This window comes from Enterobacter soli ATCC BAA-2102 (assembly GCF_001654845.1).
Classification (GTDB): Bacteria; Pseudomonadota; Gammaproteobacteria; order Enterobacterales; family Enterobacteriaceae; genus Enterobacter; species Enterobacter soli.
On the sequence record NZ_LXES01000040.1, the window covers coordinates 124,125 to 138,751 of the forward strand.

15 protein-coding genes are annotated in these 14,627 nt (G+C 55.9%); 8 read left to right on the forward strand and 7 right to left on the reverse strand.

Translation table 11 applies throughout. The features are described from left to right. Window positions 1-124: 124 nt before the first annotated feature. Both msrB and M987_RS14500 read left to right on the forward strand, forming a co-directional pair. Window positions 125-538, forward strand: a complete 414-nt coding sequence (gene msrB, locus M987_RS14495) for a peptide-methionine (R)-S-oxide reductase MsrB (protein ID WP_014069851.1) — start codon at window positions 125-127, stop codon at window positions 536-538. 41 nt (window positions 539-579) lie between these two features. Next, complete coding sequence (locus M987_RS14500; protein ID WP_014069852.1) at window positions 580-858, forward strand: YeaC family protein; 279 nt, start codon at window positions 580-582, stop codon at window positions 856-858. 59 nt (window positions 859-917) lie between these two features. On the opposite strand, the gene chiD is transcribed toward M987_RS14500, so the two are convergent. The 4 genes from chiD to sppA all read right to left on the reverse strand — a co-directional run bounded on the left by chiD (window position 918) and on the right by sppA (window position 5,969). After that, window positions 918-2,174 carry a chitinase ChiD gene (chiD, locus tag M987_RS14505; RefSeq protein ID WP_014069853.1) on the reverse strand — a complete coding sequence of 419 codons (1,257 nt, stop codon included), beginning with the start codon at window positions 2,172-2,174 and terminating at the stop codon, window positions 918-920. Between the two features lie 210 nt (window positions 2,175-2,384). Further along, on the reverse strand, window positions 2,385-3,026 hold the full coding sequence (gene pncA / locus M987_RS14510) for a bifunctional nicotinamidase/pyrazinamidase (RefSeq protein WP_014069854.1): 642 nt from the start codon (window positions 3,024-3,026) through the stop codon (window positions 2,385-2,387). A gap of 9 nt (window positions 3,027-3,035) precedes the next feature. Then, complete coding sequence (gene ansA, locus M987_RS14515; protein ID WP_014069855.1) at window positions 3,036-4,052, reverse strand: asparaginase; 1,017 nt, start codon at window positions 4,050-4,052, stop codon at window positions 3,036-3,038. 60 nt (window positions 4,053-4,112) lie between these two features. Next, window positions 4,113-5,969 carry a signal peptide peptidase SppA gene (gene sppA / locus M987_RS14520; protein ID WP_014069856.1) on the reverse strand — a complete coding sequence of 619 codons (1,857 nt, stop codon included), beginning with the start codon at window positions 5,967-5,969 and terminating at the stop codon, window positions 4,113-4,115. A 167-nt stretch (window positions 5,970-6,136) separates the two neighbouring features. On the opposite strand from sppA, the gene M987_RS14525 reads away from it, so the two are divergent. The 3 genes from M987_RS14525 to M987_RS14535 all read left to right on the forward strand — a co-directional run bounded on the left by M987_RS14525 (window position 6,137) and on the right by M987_RS14535 (window position 9,760). Continuing rightward, window positions 6,137-6,688: an NAD(P)H nitroreductase gene (locus M987_RS14525; protein ID WP_014069857.1), complete on the forward strand. Its 552-nt coding sequence runs from the start codon at window positions 6,137-6,139 to the stop codon at window positions 6,686-6,688. Between the two features lie 116 nt (window positions 6,689-6,804). After that, on the forward strand, window positions 6,805-7,848 hold the full coding sequence (gene selD, locus M987_RS14530) for a selenide, water dikinase SelD (protein ID WP_014069858.1): 1,044 nt from the start codon (window positions 6,805-6,807) through the stop codon (window positions 7,846-7,848). A gap of 4 nt (window positions 7,849-7,852) precedes the next feature. Continuing rightward, window positions 7,853-9,760, forward strand: coding sequence for a DNA topoisomerase III (locus tag M987_RS14535; RefSeq protein ID WP_014069859.1), 1,908 nt, complete (start codon window positions 7,853-7,855; stop codon window positions 9,758-9,760). 69 nt (window positions 9,761-9,829) lie between these two features. Here the strand turns inward: M987_RS14535 and gdhA are convergent, their stop codons facing one another. After that, window positions 9,830-11,173, reverse strand: coding sequence for an NADP-specific glutamate dehydrogenase (gene gdhA, locus M987_RS14540; protein WP_014069860.1), 1,344 nt, complete (start codon window positions 11,171-11,173; stop codon window positions 9,830-9,832). 242 nt (window positions 11,174-11,415) lie between these two features. Here gdhA and M987_RS14545 point away from each other — a divergent pair, with 242 nt between their 5' ends. Further along, window positions 11,416-11,673, forward strand: coding sequence for a YnjH family protein (locus tag M987_RS14545; protein ID WP_425359148.1), 258 nt, complete (start codon window positions 11,416-11,418; stop codon window positions 11,671-11,673). Here the strand turns inward: M987_RS14545 and M987_RS14550 are convergent. Further along, window positions 11,633-12,049, reverse strand: coding sequence for a pyrimidine (deoxy)nucleoside triphosphate diphosphatase (locus M987_RS14550; protein WP_014069862.1), 417 nt, complete (start codon window positions 12,047-12,049; stop codon window positions 11,633-11,635). The genes M987_RS14545 and M987_RS14550 overlap by 41 nt on opposite strands. 75 nt (window positions 12,050-12,124) lie before the next feature. On the opposite strand from M987_RS14550, the gene M987_RS14555 reads away from it, so the two are divergent. Together M987_RS14555 and M987_RS14560 are read left to right on the forward strand one after the other, a co-directional pair. Continuing rightward, window positions 12,125-12,694 carry a carboxymuconolactone decarboxylase family protein gene (locus M987_RS14555; RefSeq protein WP_014069863.1) on the forward strand — a complete coding sequence of 190 codons (570 nt, stop codon included), beginning with the start codon at window positions 12,125-12,127 and terminating at the stop codon, window positions 12,692-12,694. Then, window positions 12,687-13,304, forward strand: coding sequence for a CDP-alcohol phosphatidyltransferase family protein (locus M987_RS14560; RefSeq protein WP_014069864.1), 618 nt, complete (start codon window positions 12,687-12,689; stop codon window positions 13,302-13,304). The genes M987_RS14555 and M987_RS14560 overlap by 8 nt, the downstream gene beginning before the upstream one ends. Here M987_RS14560 and M987_RS14565 read toward each other — a convergent pair. After that, a complete protein-coding gene (locus M987_RS14565; protein WP_014069865.1) occupies window positions 13,301-14,608 on the reverse strand; it encodes a rhodanese-like domain-containing protein in 1,308 nt (435 codons plus the stop codon). The two genes, M987_RS14560 and M987_RS14565, sit on opposite strands and share 4 nt — an antisense overlap. Window positions 14,609-14,627: the final 19 nt, after the last annotated feature.

Genomic DNA, 14,627 nt, shown 5'->3' on the forward strand with positions numbered 1-14,627 from the left:
ATCACATTTGGCTGACCACCTTTTCGCGACACATAAGTTTAGAACAAAAGTGCACGCGTGGGTGTTAATGTTTTGTTAGAATCCGGGGTATAAGATGCCTGTTTCTACAGCGAGATGTAAGCATATGTCGAACCAACGTAACCCTGATGACCTGAAAAATAACCTCACAGAAATGCAGTTCTACGTGACCCAGAATCACGGGACTGAGCCCCCATTTACCGGGCGTTTGTTGCACAATAAGCGAGACGGTGTTTATCACTGCCTGGTGTGCGATGCGCCCCTGTTCAACTCCCAGACCAAGTACGATTCTGGCTGCGGTTGGCCGAGCTTTTACGAGCCGGTTAGCGATGACGCAATCCGCTACCTGGATGACTCGTCGCACGGGATGCAGCGTATTGAAATTCGCTGTGGCAAATGTGATGCCCACCTGGGGCATGTCTTCCCGGACGGTCCTCAGCCAACAGGCGAACGTTTCTGCGTCAACTCAGCGTCATTAAGCTTCACTGATGACGAAAATGGCGACCAGACCAAAGGTTGAAAAAACGATTCAGCAAATTATTCCTTTGAATGGGAGACATCATGAATATTGATGACATGATTAGTGGCATGACACCGGAAGTTTATCAGCGTCTGGTGACGGCAGTTGAACTGGGAAAATGGCCTGATGGTGTAGCCCTGACCCCGGATCAAAAAGAGAACAGTTTGCAGCTGGTGATGTTGTGGCAGGCACGTAACAACACCGACGCCCAGCACATGACCATCGATACCCAGGGTCAGATGGTGATGAAGAGCAAGCGCGAGCTGAAAGAAGATTTTGGCATCACGCCAAAACCGATTGCGACCCTGAAAATGCAATAACAGTGCGGGTTGATGCCCTCATCAAGCCCTCTCCCACGGGGAGAGGGCTTGATGTCTTACTACTTATGCGGGATCCCGAGCGACTCCGCCAGTTGTTTCGCTAACTGATTATTGTCATCTGCGCCGTATTCCCAGAACATCGCCCCGGCAAGACCTTTCTCCTTGATGTAGTCCGCTTTGATGGCAACTGAACGTGGGTTCTCGTAAGAGATGGCGAACAGCGCTTTGCCGTCGGCAGAGTTCACCGAAAGCCATGGCACTTTCGCCTGTTCGTCCCAGTGTTCGGTAAAGCGTTTCTGCTGGTCGTTCAGCAGTTTTTTCACGATGTCGTTGTACTTCACGTAGGTGTCTTTGGTCAGGTCATAGCCGAGCGATTTGAACAGACCGATTTCCTGTGGGCCGAAGTAGGGCTGTGTCACCGGATTTTTTTGTGCATCCGGTTTCGTCCAGTCGATGCCTGGCTCAACCGCACGTTTCGGTACGCGCCCGTAGAAACCGATCCCGAGGTTCATCTGTTTGGGTTTCAACCCTGCCGCAAGATAGTTGTTCACTACGAAATCCACGCTGTATTTATCGGCGGCGGCAACGGTTGGCCAGGCGCTGGAGTCATACAGGTTGGCGTTGAAGTACTGCGTGCCGTACGCCATGTCGTAAGTCATCAGGTTGATATAATCGAGCAGCGGGGCGATGGCTTTCACATCCACCCAGCTTTTCGGACTTTCCGCATTAGCGCCTACCGCAATGGTAACCAGCTTTTTATGCCCGAAGGCCTCGCGCATCTCTTTGAGCAGCGCGGTGAAATTATCCCGGTCGGCGGGCGTGCTTGCGACTAGCCCCCACGCGCCGTTCACCGGATACTCCCAGTCGAGGTCGATGCCGTCCAGACCGTATTTATCAACAACCTCCTGTGCAGAGCGGATAAATACGGCGCGAGTCTCTTTAGTGGCCGCCGCGCCAGAAAAACCACGAGCCCCCCAGCCACCGACGGAAAGCAGCACTTTCAGATTGGGGTTCTGTTTACGCAGGGCAGGGATTAACGCCAGATCAGAGGCCACTTTTGGCGATAACCAGATTTGATGGAGCTTTGCCGGATCTTTGAGTGCGGCGTTGGTTTCGTCTTTCTCGTCGTTATAGACCAGGCCAAACGAGTAGTTCAGGTGTGTTATCTGACGAACGTCGAGTTTATTGATATCTCCGCCCGGGCCGGCGGTAACATCGCCACCTCCGTTAAAGTAGCCCACGGACATCAGGGTATTGGCGGAGGCAACTGACGCGCAAAGCAAGGGTAATGCTGCCAGCAATGGCAAACGTTTCATATAAGTTCCTCTTTGACATAACAAACATAACCACGCCACGGAAAAAGCGTGGCGAAAAAACAACCTGAAGAGAATAGCATTGCCGCTGCGCTTGCGATGCGAGGCAGTTCACTTTATGGGAGATCGGAGAGGGGTTTCCGGGGGGACCCGGTCTACAAAACCAGAGAAAGTAGGCCGGGTAAGGCGAAGCCGCCACCCGGCTAAAAAGGCTTACGCCTGCGTCTCGAGCCAGTCTTCGAGCGTATACAGCGTTGCACCGGCGGTGGACATCTCCATAAACGCCAGCGCGCTGTCATGTGGTTGAATGTTTACGCCGCGACACCCGTCAGTGATCACATTAACGCTGTAACCCAGCGCCAGCGCATCCAGCACGGTGAATTTCACGCAATAATCGGTCGCCAGCCCCAGCACAATCAGTTCGGCGATATCGTGATGGCGCAACCACTCATCCAGTGCCGTTTTCTGACGATGACCGTTATCAAAAAACGCGCTGTAGCTGTCGATGGACGGGTTTTCCCCTTTGTGGAAAACGGCATCAATGGCTTTCTGATTCAGTAACGGATGCAGTTCGGCGCCTTCAGTCTGCTGAACGCAGTGATCGGGCCAGAAGGTTTGCGCCAGCCCGTCGAGTTGACCCTGGCTGTAGGGCGCAACGTTATGCTGGCTGGCGAAGCTACCGTGGTTGGCTGGATGCCAGTCCTGGCTTGCCACAACGGCGTCACCACGCGTTTTACACCAGGCGATCAGCGAATTAGCCACATCAATGGTGCTATCGCCTTCCGCCACGGCCAGCGCGCCGCCCGCACAAAAATCATTTTGTAAGTCAACCAGTAACAGAGCTCGTTGGGCCATAACCTCTCCTTATTCGTCTGGCGTCAGTTCGCCGCGCAGGTTTTGCATCATCGCGGTACGAATGGCCTGAACATCCAGATCCTGACTCAGTAGATAGTGAAGTTTAGTCAGCGTGGCCTCGACGGTCATGTCGGCACCGCTAATAACACCGGCATGAGCCAGGGCGTTGCCGGTGGCATACCCGCCCATATTGACCTTACCGGACATACACTGGGTCAGGTTAACCACCACAATCCCTCGCTCGCTTGCTTCCTGTAACTCTTTCAGGAACTCACCGTTCTGCGGGGCATTACCTACGCCGTAGGAGCGCAGGATCAGCGCTTTAACAGGCTGGCGCAGGAAGTTGCGCACCACATCCGCGGAGATACCTGGATAAATGGTGACTACGCCAATCGGCTGTGGGGTGATCGGGTGAACAACCAGTTCACCCGCCGTATGCGGTGCAGGTGGGGTTCCCAGACGACGAATATGAATACCTGCTTCCAGCAGCGGTTGCAGGTTTGGTGAAGCAAAAGCATCAAAGCCATCCGCGTGAGCTTTGGTCGTACGGTTACCGCGATACAGACGGTTGTTGAAGAACAACGAAACTTCGTTAATCGGGTAATTGGCCGCCACGTACAGAGAGTTCAGCAGGTTGATTTGCCCGTCAGAGCGCAGCTCCGCCAGCGGGATCTGCGAGCCGGTCACGATAACCGGTTTGCTGAGGTTTTCCAGCATGAAAGAGAGCGCCGACGCGGTAAACGCCATGGTGTCGGTGCCATGCAGGATCACGAAGCCATCGTATTCGTCGTAATGCGCTTTGATATCGTCTGCAATATGCTGCCAGTCTTCCGGCGTCATATCCGAGGAGTCCATCAGCGGCTCATACTCGTGGATGGTGAAGTCAGGCATTTCGGGGCGATGGAATTCTGGCATTAATGCCAGCTGGCGTTGCAGGTGACCGGACACAGGAATATAGCCATTTTCAGAGCGCTGCATCCCGATGGTACCGCCGGTGTAGGCGACATAAATTGATTTCTTCTGCATGATAGTGAGTTCTTTTGCTTCAAAGAAAAATCCCCTCTTCGCGAAAAGAGGGGACAGGTTTTAACGGACGTTAGCGCAGGTCAGGCAAAATGCGTAACGGCTTTGTGGATCGTTAAAAGCGGCCAGCTTATCGCCCTCTGCTTTCATTGCTTTCGCCGCAGTGGCCACAGGGGCAGGCAGGTACGCCTGAATAGCTTCCGGGAGCATGGCGCGAACAGAGCCGGACATGCTATCCATCACCAAATCGAGGAACGATGGCTCGTCCTGGTAATACTCAACATGCCATTGTTTGAGTTTTGCCAGTTCAGCCGCTTTCGCGACGGCGTCATCAAAATCACCCAGACTGTCTACCAGACCATTGTTTTTGGCATCTTGTCCGGTCCAGACGTGGCCCTGAGCAATCTGGTCAATCTGCTCCGGCGTCTTCTTACGGGAGTCGGCAACCAGGGTGATAAAGCGCTTGTAACCGCTCTCGATGCTGAGCTGCATCATCTCTGACACTTCCGGTGGCAAAGATTTTGTCACGGACACATCCGCCAGCGGTGATGTCGATACCCCATCGGTATGAACACCCAGATAATCAAGGCTGTTCTCAACGGTGTTGATGACCCCGAAAATACCAATTGAGCCCGTCAGCGTGCTTGGGTTGGCAACGATGTAGTTAGCCGGCGTTGAGATCCAGTAACCACCGGAGGCCGCCATACCGCCCATCGAAACAACCACAGGTTTGCCCGCAGCACGTGCCGCAACCAGTTCCGCACGGATCACTTCCGATGCGCTGACGCTGCCGCCAGGGCTGTTGACGCGCAGAACAATGGCTTTCACTTTCGGATCAAGACGCGCATCGCGGATCTGCGAAGCCGTGGTATCACCGCCCACGTTCCCCGGCGTTTCCTGACCATCCATGATCGCACCGTTAGCAAAGACCACCGCCACGCTATCACCGTTTTCGCTCGGTTTTTTCGTCGTGTAGTCATACATGCTAACAGCGCTGTAGTTTTTGTCTTCTTTGCTCCAGCCGAACTGTTTGGTCAGGGCTTTTTCGATATCTGCACTGCTACCCAGTGAATCAACCAGCTTGTTCTCAAGTGCATATTTGGCGGTGTCACCGTCAACCTTGCGCAGGCCGTCGAGCATCCCCTGAGCACCAGGGAACACCTGTTCAGCCGTAATCTGGCGGTTGGCCGCGATCGTGCCCAGATAGTTTTGCCACAGTTCGCCAATCCAGCGGCTGTCTGCTTCACGGGCGGCCGGGGACATATCGTCACGGATAAATGGCTCAACGGCGGATTTATACGTGCCCACGCGGAAGACATGGGTGGTGACTTTCAGCTTGTCGAGCAGCGACTTGTAGTACAGCCCATTGGTTGCAAAGCCGTGCAAATCCACCGTGCCCTGCGGCGAGAGCCAGATTTTATTGGCAAAGCTCGCCAGGTAGTACTGACCCTGGGTATAGCTGTCGCCCACGGCAATAACCGGCTTACCGCTGTCGCGGAATTCGCGCAGGGCTTTACCAATGTATTGCATGGAAGGCTGGTCGCCACCGGCAAAATCTTTCAGATCAAGCACGATCCCGGTAATGTTGCGATCGTCTTTTGCCTGACGGATGGTTTCAACGATATCAAACAGGGAGTTTTCCTGAAGGCGATCGGATGTCGCGCCGAACAGCTGGCGGCCAATCACGCCCAGGCGATTGCTGGTGGAGGGCTTATCGACGACGACCCCGGTGATATCCAGCAACAATGCGCCGCGCGTGGAATGCTGCGCCTGGCTTGTGCTGCTGATGTGCATCCAGATGCCCGCGCAAACCAGAATCAGGAAGATGAAGAACACATTCATCACCAGTTCGCGGACAAAGTTGAGCAGTCGCCACGTCCATTTAAAGAAACCGGCAAAGATTCGCCAAAGGGTTCGCATGTATACTCCCTAACCAGAAAATGACTGTATCCGTCGCCAGTGGACGGCAATGTGGGGTTATCGTAATGACCCGACCGCCACTTGTCAGCAGGAATCGCCCGTCACGCTGTAACAAAATCTGCCGCCGTGTTAATTTTGTTAGGAAAATTCAAGACAGGAGCTAACCAATGGACGCACTTGAACTGCTTGTTAACCGTCGTAGTGCTTCGCGCCTGGCCGAACCGGCGCCAGCGGGCGAGCAGCTGGAAAACATTCTGCGTGCCGGGATGCGCGCACCAGATCATGGCACATTACAGCCGTGGCACTTCTTTATTATTGAAAGCGAAGGCCGCGATCGTTTCAGCGCGCTGCTGGAGCAGGGTGCGGTAGCCGCGGGACAGGACGAGAAGGGCATCGAAAAAGCGCGCACCGGCCCGTTCCGCGCACCGATGATCATCGCGGTGGTCGCAAAATGCCAGGCTGAACATAAAGTGCCGGTCTGGGAACAGGAAATGTCTGCGGGCTGCGCCGTCATGGCGATGCAAATGGCGGCGGTCGCTCAGGGCTTTAACGGCATCTGGCGTACCGGCGCACTCACCGAAAGCCCGGTCGTCCGCGAAGGGTTGTCCTGCGGCGAGCACGACAAAATTGTTGGCTTCCTCTATCTCGGTACCCCGCAGCTTAAAGCATCCAGCACGATAAACGTGCCGGACACCACGCCTTTCGTCAGCCGTTTCTGATAACGCGCGCTAAACTGTCTGGATTCTGAGCATCTGCCGCAGAATTCAGACAGTCATACTTACCTCTTTATGGAATGAGCGCTACCATAGCGCGATTGCAATGACAGGAGATGTCCATGAGCGAGCAAACCATTCGTTTAACGCAATACAGCCACGGAGCCGGTTGCGGTTGTAAAATTTCCCCAAAAGTGCTGGAAACCATCCTGCACAGTGAACAGGCGAAGTTTGTCGACCCGAACCTGCTTGTCGGCAATGAAACGCGTGACGATGCAGCGGTTTATGACTTAGGTAACGGCACCAGCATTATCAGCACCACCGACTTCTTTATGCCGATTGTCGACAATCCGTTCGACTTCGGGCGTATTGCGGCCACCAACGCCATCAGCGATATCTTCGCGATGGGCGGTAAGCCGATTATGGCGATTGCCATTCTGGGCTGGCCAATCAACACCCTTGCTCCAGAAATCGCCCGCGAGGTGATTGAAGGTGGGCGCTTTGCCTGCCAGCAGGCGGGGATTGCGCTGGCTGGCGGCCACTCGATCGATGCCCCTGAGCCTATCTTCGGCCTGGCCGTAACGGGCGTGGTGCCAACTGAACGTGTTAAACGCAACAGTACCGCGCAGGCGGGCTGCAAACTGTTCCTCACCAAGCCGCTGGGCATTGGCGTGCTCACCACTGCCGAGAAAAAATCCCTGCTTAAACCAGAACACATTGGCCTGGCAACGGAAGTGATGTGTCAGATGAACCTTGCGGGTGCAGCGTTTGCCAATATCGATGGCGTGAAGGCCATGACCGACGTAACCGGTTTTGGTCTGCTGGGCCACCTGAGCGAAGTGTGTCAGGGCGCAGGTGTGCAGGCGCAGGTCTGGTATCAGGACGTGCCAAAGCTGCCGGGCGTGGAAGACTACATTGCCCAGGGCGCAGTGCCGGGCGGTACTCAGCGTAACTTTGCCAGCTATGGGCATCTGATGGGTGACATGCCAGAAGCGTGGCGCGACCTGCTGTGCGATCCGCAAACCTCTGGCGGTCTGCTGCTGGCGGTCACGCCGGACGCGGAAGCAGAAGTACAGGCAACGGCTGCGGAGTTTGGTATCACTCTGACGGCCATCGGCGAACTGGTGGACGCTCGCGGTGGCCGCCCGATGATCGAGATCCGTTAATTCGATGCGGTTGTTTATTGCCGAAAAGCCGAGCCTGGCCCGTGCCATCGCCGATGTGCTGCCTAAGCCGCACCGCAAAGGTGATGGTTTTATCGAGTGCGGTAACGGGCAGGTGGTGACCTGGTGTATTGGACACCTGCTCGAGCAGGCGCAACCGGATGTCTACGACAGCCGCTACGCCCGCTGGAATCTGAACGACCTGCCTATCGTTCCGGAAAAATGGCGCCTGCAACCTCGTCCGTCCGTCACCAAACAGCTCAACGTCATTAAGCGCTTCCTGCATGAGGCCTCTGAAGTCATTCATGCGGGTGACCCGGACAGGGAAGGGCAACTGCTGGTGGACGAGGTGCTGGATTACCTGGAGCTGGCACCGGAAAAGCGCCAGCAGGTCCAGCGCTGCCTGATTAACGACCTTAACCCGCAGGCCGTGGAGCGCGCGATTTCACGCCTGCGCGCCAACAGCGAGTTTATCCCGCTGTGCGTTTCCGCACTGGCGCGTGCGCGTGCCGATTGGCTGTACGGGATCAACATGACCCGCGCGTATACCATTCTGGGCCGTAACGCGGGGTATCAGGGCGTGCTCTCGGTCGGACGCGTGCAGACTCCGGTGCTGGGGCTGGTGGTGCGTCGCGATGAAGAGATCGAAAACTTTGTCGCCAAAGACTTCTTTGAAGTCAAAGCTCACATCGTGACGCCAAAAGAGGAACGTTTTACAGCAACCTGGCAACCAAGCGATGCCTGCGAGTCGTATCAGGATGAAGAAGGGCGGTTGTTGCATCGCCCATTGGCGGACCACGTGGTCAACCGCATTACCGGCCAGCCCGCCATTGTCACCAGCTATAACGATAAACGGGAATCAGAACCTGCTCCGCTGCCGTTCTCGCTTTCGGCATTGCAGATTGAAGCGGCTAAACGCTTTGGTCTGAGCGCGCAAAACGTGCTCGATATCTGCCAGAAGCTGTACGAAACCCATAAGCTGATCACTTATCCGCGTTCGGATAGCCGCTATCTGCCGGAAGAACATTATGCCGGGCGCCATTCGGTGATGAATGCGATCGGTGTTCACGCGCCGGATCTGCTACCACAGCCCGCCGTCAATCCGGACACGCGTAACCGCTGCTGGGACGATAAAAAAGTGGATGCCCACCACGCCATCATCCCTACGGCACGCACCAGTAATGTGAATCTGACGGAAAACGAATCGAAGGTGTATAACCTGATTGCCCGTCAGTATCTGATGCAGTTCTGCCCGGATGCGGTGTTCCGCAAATGCGTCATCGAACTGGAGATTGCCAAAGGTAAGTTTGTCGCCAAAGCGCGTTTCCTGGCAGAAGCGGGGTGGCGTACCCTGTTGGGCAACAAAGAACGTGATGAAGAAAACGACGGCACGCCGCTGCCGGTGGTCGCCAAAGATGATGAGCTGCTTTGCGAAAAGGGCGAAGTGGTTGAACGTCAGACTCAGCCACCACGCCATTTCACCGATGCAACGCTGTTGTCAGCCATGACAGGTATCGCCCGATTTGTGCAGGATAAAGACCTGAAGAAGATCCTCCGCGCCACCGACGGGCTGGGTACGGAAGCGACCCGCGCAGGGATCATCGAACTGCTGTTTAAGCGGGGTTTCCTGGAGAAGAAAGGGCGTTATATCCATTCGACGGAGCCTGGACGGGCGCTGATCCACTCGCTGCCAGAGCTGGCGGCAAGGCCGGACATGACGGCGCACTGGGAATCCATCCTGACGCAAATCAGCGAGAAGCAGTGTCGTTACCAGGACTTTATGCAGCCGCTGGTGGGGACGCTTTATCAGCTGATAGATCAGGCGCGCAGTACGCCGGTGAAGACGTTCAGAGGAATGGTTGCTCCGGGTGGCGGTGCGAAGAAGCCGTTCAAAAAGAAGAAAAGTGCAGCCTGATAACGCCGGTTTTCTCCCTCTCCCCGTGGGAGAGGGCCGGGGTGAGGGCACCCGGCCGCACGATAAAGCTTAGATCACACCTTGCCGAATCATCGCATCTGCTACCTTCACGAACCCGGCGATATTCGCGCCACGCACGTAGTTGGTTTGTGATGCTTCTCCACCAAACTCCACGCAGGAGTGGTGAATATCCAGCATGATGTGATGCAGACGCGCATCCACTTTTTCCGCTTTCCAGCCCAGACGCGCGGCGTTTTGCGCCATCTCCAGACCCGAGGTTGCCACACCGCCTGCATTCGCGGCTTTGCCTGGTGCAAACAGCACGCCTGCTTCCAGGAATAGATCGGTTGCGGCGATGGTGGTTGGCATGTTCGCCCCTTCTGCAACGGCTTTCACACCGTTGGCGATAAGGGTACGCGCGGCGTCCACGTCCAGTTCGTTCTGGGTCGCGCACGGCAGGGCAATATCCACCGGCACCGCCCATGGCTGCTTGCCTTCGAGGTAGGTCAGGCCAAACTCACGGGCATAATCCGCCACGCGACCGTCGCGGCTGGCTTTGATTTCGCAAAGACGCGCCAGTTTTTCAGCCGTAAAGCCTGCTTCGTCGACCACCGTCCCGCTGGAATCGGAGGCGGTAACAACCCGCGCGCCAAACTGCATCGCTTTTTCGATAGCGTACTGCGCCACGTTACCGGAGCCAGACACCGCAACGCGCATCCCTTCAAACCCCAGACCATGGCGCTTCAGCATGGCTTCGGTGAAATAGACCAGCCCGTAACCCGTGGCTTCCGGGCGGATCAGGCTGCCGCCGAAGGAGAGGCCTTTACCGGTAAACACGCAGGCACTGTTATTGGAGAGTTTTTTCATCATCCCGGCCATAAAGCCCACTTCACGGCCACCCACGCCGATATCACCTGCCGGAACATCGGTGTCCGGGCCCAGATGACGATACAGCTCGGTCATTAATGCCTGACAAAAACGCATCACTTCGCCTTCGCTTTTGCCTTTAGGATCGAAATCGCTGCCGCCTTTGCCGCCACCCATAGGCAGCGTGGTCAGGGCGTTTTTAAAGGTCTGCTCAAAGCCGAGGAATTTCAGAATGGATAAGTTAACGGACGGGTGGAAGCGCATCCCGCCCTTAAACGGACCAATTGCCGAGTTAAATTGCACACGCCATGCGCGGTTAACCTGTACCTGATTGCGATCGTCAACCCAGGTCACGCGGAACTGAATCACACGCTCCGGCTCGACCAGGCGCTCAAGTAGTGACATCTGGCGATAGCGCGGGTTTTCTTCCAGGAATGGCCACAGGGTGGTCATGACTTCACGAACGGCCTGAGCAAACTCGCTCTGGTGCGGATCGCGCTGTTGAACGTGGGCAAGAAAAGTTTCCAGAGAGCGTGTCTGATCCATAGATATAAGAACCTCTTATTTTAATTTATGTGTGTTGCGTAGACGTTTTATGACGTTTTTTTGACTATATCACCCGCACCGCTTTGTGAGGCAAGAAGAAATTTCCCCCTAAAGGGAAATTCATCATCGCGTCCGGGTCATAACAAAAAACGATGACGAGAGAAATTAAAGGTTCTGCCAGGTTTACCGTTATAGTCATTATCAGGAGACAACAGGAAGAGACTTCTATGAACCGTTATGTGATGACCGCTTTGTTTGCCCTTTTATCCGCAGGCGCGCAGGCCGACCGAATTCGCCCGGATATACAGGTCAATGTCCCGCCGGAGGTATTCAGCTCCAGCGGTCAAAGTTCGCAGCCCTGCAACCAGTGTTGTATCTATCAGGATCAGAACTATTCAGAAGGGGCGGTAGTGAAGGCTGACGGCGTGCTGTTGCAGTGTCAGCGTGATGAACGAGCCGTCAGCACAAATCCGCTGGTCTGGCGTCGCGTAAAAGGATAAACGCGTTAAGTAGCGGGATATCCGCAGGTGCCAGGGTATAGGTTAGCGCCTCCTGCGGCGTACACCACACCAGCGCGCTGTGGTAATGCGCCGTCAGCTCGCCGCCAAACGTGGGGACATGCCAGGCATGAAGGTGGATGAGTCGCCCGGAGACTTCTCGCTGATGACTTGCCACATAGCGTGCAGGTTCGGCGTTAATGCCTAACTCTTCGCGTAATTCGCGGACAAGCGCCTCGGACTGCGTTTCTCCGGCTTCCACTTTCCCGCCAGCGAATTCCCACATGCCGGGCTGATCGGCATGGGGCGGGCGCTGCGCCAGCAAAATTTTGCCCTCTTTTTCAAGAATGGCTGCCACTACATCGATGGTTTTCAGCATGGTCGTCAATAATTGATAACGAAAAACGACATATTATCGTGCCCTTTCAAAGAGTCCAGCCATCAGGAGAGTCAGGTGAAAGAGACACCCGCCTGGGTAGCCCCCTTAAAAAACCTTCCCGTCAGTTTAAAACCGATCGCAGCGATGCAGAAAAAACACTACGGCGCGGTGCTGAATCCCACCCGCTGGTGGGGACGAATGCCGCGCCTGTTCTGGCTGGTGGCTCTGTTTGTGGGTTTTCTGGAGCGTCGTCATGCGCGCCTGAGCCCTGTGCTGCGCTCCCTGCTGATGACGCGAGTCTCTCAGATTTGCCACTGTGATTTCTGCATTGATGCCAATAGCCTGCGTCTGGCCGAGCGCTGCGGGGCGATGGATAAAGTGCAGGCGGTGAGTAACTGGCCCGACGCCGACATGTTCAGTGAAAAGGAACGCGCTGCACTGGCCTATGCCGAAGCAGTCACTGCCACGCCGCCGCAGGTGGATGAGACGATAAAAACGCAGCTCAAACGCCATTACACCGATGAGGCGATTGCCGAGATGACGGCGTTAATTGCTTTTCAGAACTTATCCGCGCGCTTTAATGCCGCGCTGGATATCCCGGCGCAAGGGTTGTGCGCCACGTTTAAAGGGAAACCTGATGCTTGACCGTCACCTGCATCCGCGTCTGAAACCGGCGCTGAACCGGCTTGCGGCGTTGCTCGACAGGCCGTTTATCTCCCCGGACGGGTTAACACTGGCGGGGTTTGCCATTGGGGTGCTGGCGCTACCCTTTCTGGCGCTGAACAGTTATCTGGCGGCGCTGATCGCGATTGCGCTCAATCGCCTGCTGGACGGGCTTGACGGTGCGCTGGCGCGGCGTCGCGGGTTAAGTGACGCAGGCGGGTTTCTGGATATCGCGCTCGATTTTCTTTTCTACGCGCTGGTACCGTTTGGCTTTGCGCTGGCAGCACCTGCGGAAAATGCGCTGGCGGCGGCCTGGCTGTTGTTTGCTTTTATGGGCACGGGCAGCAGTTTTCTGGCTTTTGCGGCACTGGCTGCAAAACACAATATTGATAACCCCGGCTATGCGCACAAGTCGTTTTACTACATTGGTGGCTTAACGGAAGGAACGGAGACCATTGCGCTGTTCGTGCTGTGCTGTCTGTTTCCGGCGCACTTTTCACTCTTCGCCTGGGTATTTGGCGCGTTGTGCTGGCTTACCACCACAACGCGCATCTGGAGCGGTTACGTGACGTTAAAATCGCTCACCCGCTAGCGTGAGCTTTCCGGCCCGCGCTCCCCGGTGGAAACCGGGTTTTGCGGGTGGCTGCTCCATTCGTACCAGCCGCCATCGTAAACGGAGACGTTTTTCCAGCCCATCGCTCGTGCGTACATAAAGGCCTCGGACGCCCGCCAGCCGGTACCACAATAGAATGCAACATGTTGTTCAGGCTGGATATTCCACGTTTTCCACATCGCGGCAATATCGTCGGCGCTGCGCATGGTGCCGTCCGGGTTATGGAAGTCTTCCATGTGTGTGGCATCACTGCCGGCATGGCCCCAGCGCGCCCCGGCGATTTCACCTTTTGGCTTAATGTAGCTGTAGCCGCTGGTGACGCCGGTGAACTCAGGCCAGGAACGGATACTGACCAGCGAAGCATCCTGACGATGCAACATTCCGCGGGCTTGCTCCATATCAACCATCAACTGCGGCTGGCCGGGTACCGGTGCGCCAAAGTCGGGGGCGGGTTTCACATCGGCTGGCGTACCTCGTTCAACAGGCAGCCCGGCGTCTGACCAGGTTTTCCAGCCGCCATCCAGAATGCGCACATCTTTCACCCCCGCGTAGAGCATGATCTGCGCAACGCGGGCTGCGGCATAGACGTCACGGCCGTAGAGGATCACCGTGGTGTCGTGGCGGACCCCGTGTTTGGCCAGCATCGCTTTGAGTTTGTCATCAGAGACTTTATTCCACAGCGGCTCGCTTTCAACCTCATTGGTATCAATATAGCCAGCACCCGGAATATGGCTTAGCAGGTAATATTTCGGAGCTCCCCAGCCCGCTTCAAGCACTTTCCAGTCTCCCGTCGGGGCAGCGACGACTGGCTTTTTCTGCTGTAACTGATGCAACCACTGTGGATAAACCAACTGCTCGAAGTGCGGTAAACGTTGCAGGCGGCTAGCGGTTTGCAGCGCATCGCTTAACAGTGAGACACGGCGATATCCGGCTTTTTCCAGACGCGCTTGTATTGCCTTGTTATCGGCATCGCTGCCGTACAGCGCAATTGCCGTTTCAGGTGTGAGCTGGTGCTGTTTCGCCCAGTTGGCAAGCTGCTCGTCGCTCATCGCGCCAAGCCAGGAGGCAGACAGGTTAAGTGCCGCCGGTTCGTGCCCGGATGTGCCGGTCAGGGTTTGCGGCCAGCCGTTGTAGAACGCGCTGGCGCGCGTATCGATCACCGCGCCATGCTGTTGCTGGATCTGTTCCAGGGTAAGGGAGTGGGGCATCTCAGCCGCCAGAGAGGACATTGAAGCGAGGCCGCAAAGCAGGGCCAGCGCAGTCAGTTGAGAAACACGTTTCATCGAAAAGCCTGACGTCAGT

Bases quoted from the DNA above. Each gene is read 5' to 3' on its own strand.
- msrB (WP_014069851.1), top strand. From the start codon at position 125: ATGTCGAACCAACGTAACCCTGATGACCTGAAAAATAACCTCACAGAA.
- M987_RS14500 (WP_014069852.1), top strand. From the start codon at position 580: ATGAATATTGATGACATGATTAGTGGCATGACACCGGAAGTTTATCAG.
- chiD (WP_014069853.1), bottom strand. From the start codon at position 2,174: ATGAAACGTTTGCCATTGCTGGCAGCATTACCCTTGCTTTGCGCGTCA.
- pncA (WP_014069854.1), bottom strand. From the start codon at position 3,026: ATGGCCCAACGAGCTCTGTTACTGGTTGACTTACAAAATGATTTTTGT.
- ansA (WP_014069855.1), bottom strand. From the start codon at position 4,052: ATGCAGAAGAAATCAATTTATGTCGCCTACACCGGCGGTACCATCGGG.
- sppA (WP_014069856.1), bottom strand. From the start codon at position 5,969: ATGCGAACCCTTTGGCGAATCTTTGCCGGTTTCTTTAAATGGACGTGG.
- M987_RS14525 (WP_014069857.1), top strand. From the start codon at position 6,137: ATGGACGCACTTGAACTGCTTGTTAACCGTCGTAGTGCTTCGCGCCTG.
- selD (WP_014069858.1), top strand. From the start codon at position 6,805: ATGAGCGAGCAAACCATTCGTTTAACGCAATACAGCCACGGAGCCGGT.
- M987_RS14535 (WP_014069859.1), top strand. From the start codon at position 7,853: ATGCGGTTGTTTATTGCCGAAAAGCCGAGCCTGGCCCGTGCCATCGCC.
- gdhA (WP_014069860.1), bottom strand. From the start codon at position 11,173: ATGGATCAGACACGCTCTCTGGAAACTTTTCTTGCCCACGTTCAACAG.
- M987_RS14545 (WP_425359148.1), top strand. From the start codon at position 11,416: ATGACCGCTTTGTTTGCCCTTTTATCCGCAGGCGCGCAGGCCGACCGA.
- M987_RS14550 (WP_014069862.1), bottom strand. From the start codon at position 12,049: ATGCTGAAAACCATCGATGTAGTGGCAGCCATTCTTGAAAAAGAGGGC.
- M987_RS14560 (WP_014069864.1), top strand. From the start codon at position 12,687: ATGCTTGACCGTCACCTGCATCCGCGTCTGAAACCGGCGCTGAACCGG.
- M987_RS14565 (WP_014069865.1), bottom strand. From the start codon at position 14,608: ATGAAACGTGTTTCTCAACTGACTGCGCTGGCCCTGCTTTGCGGCCTC.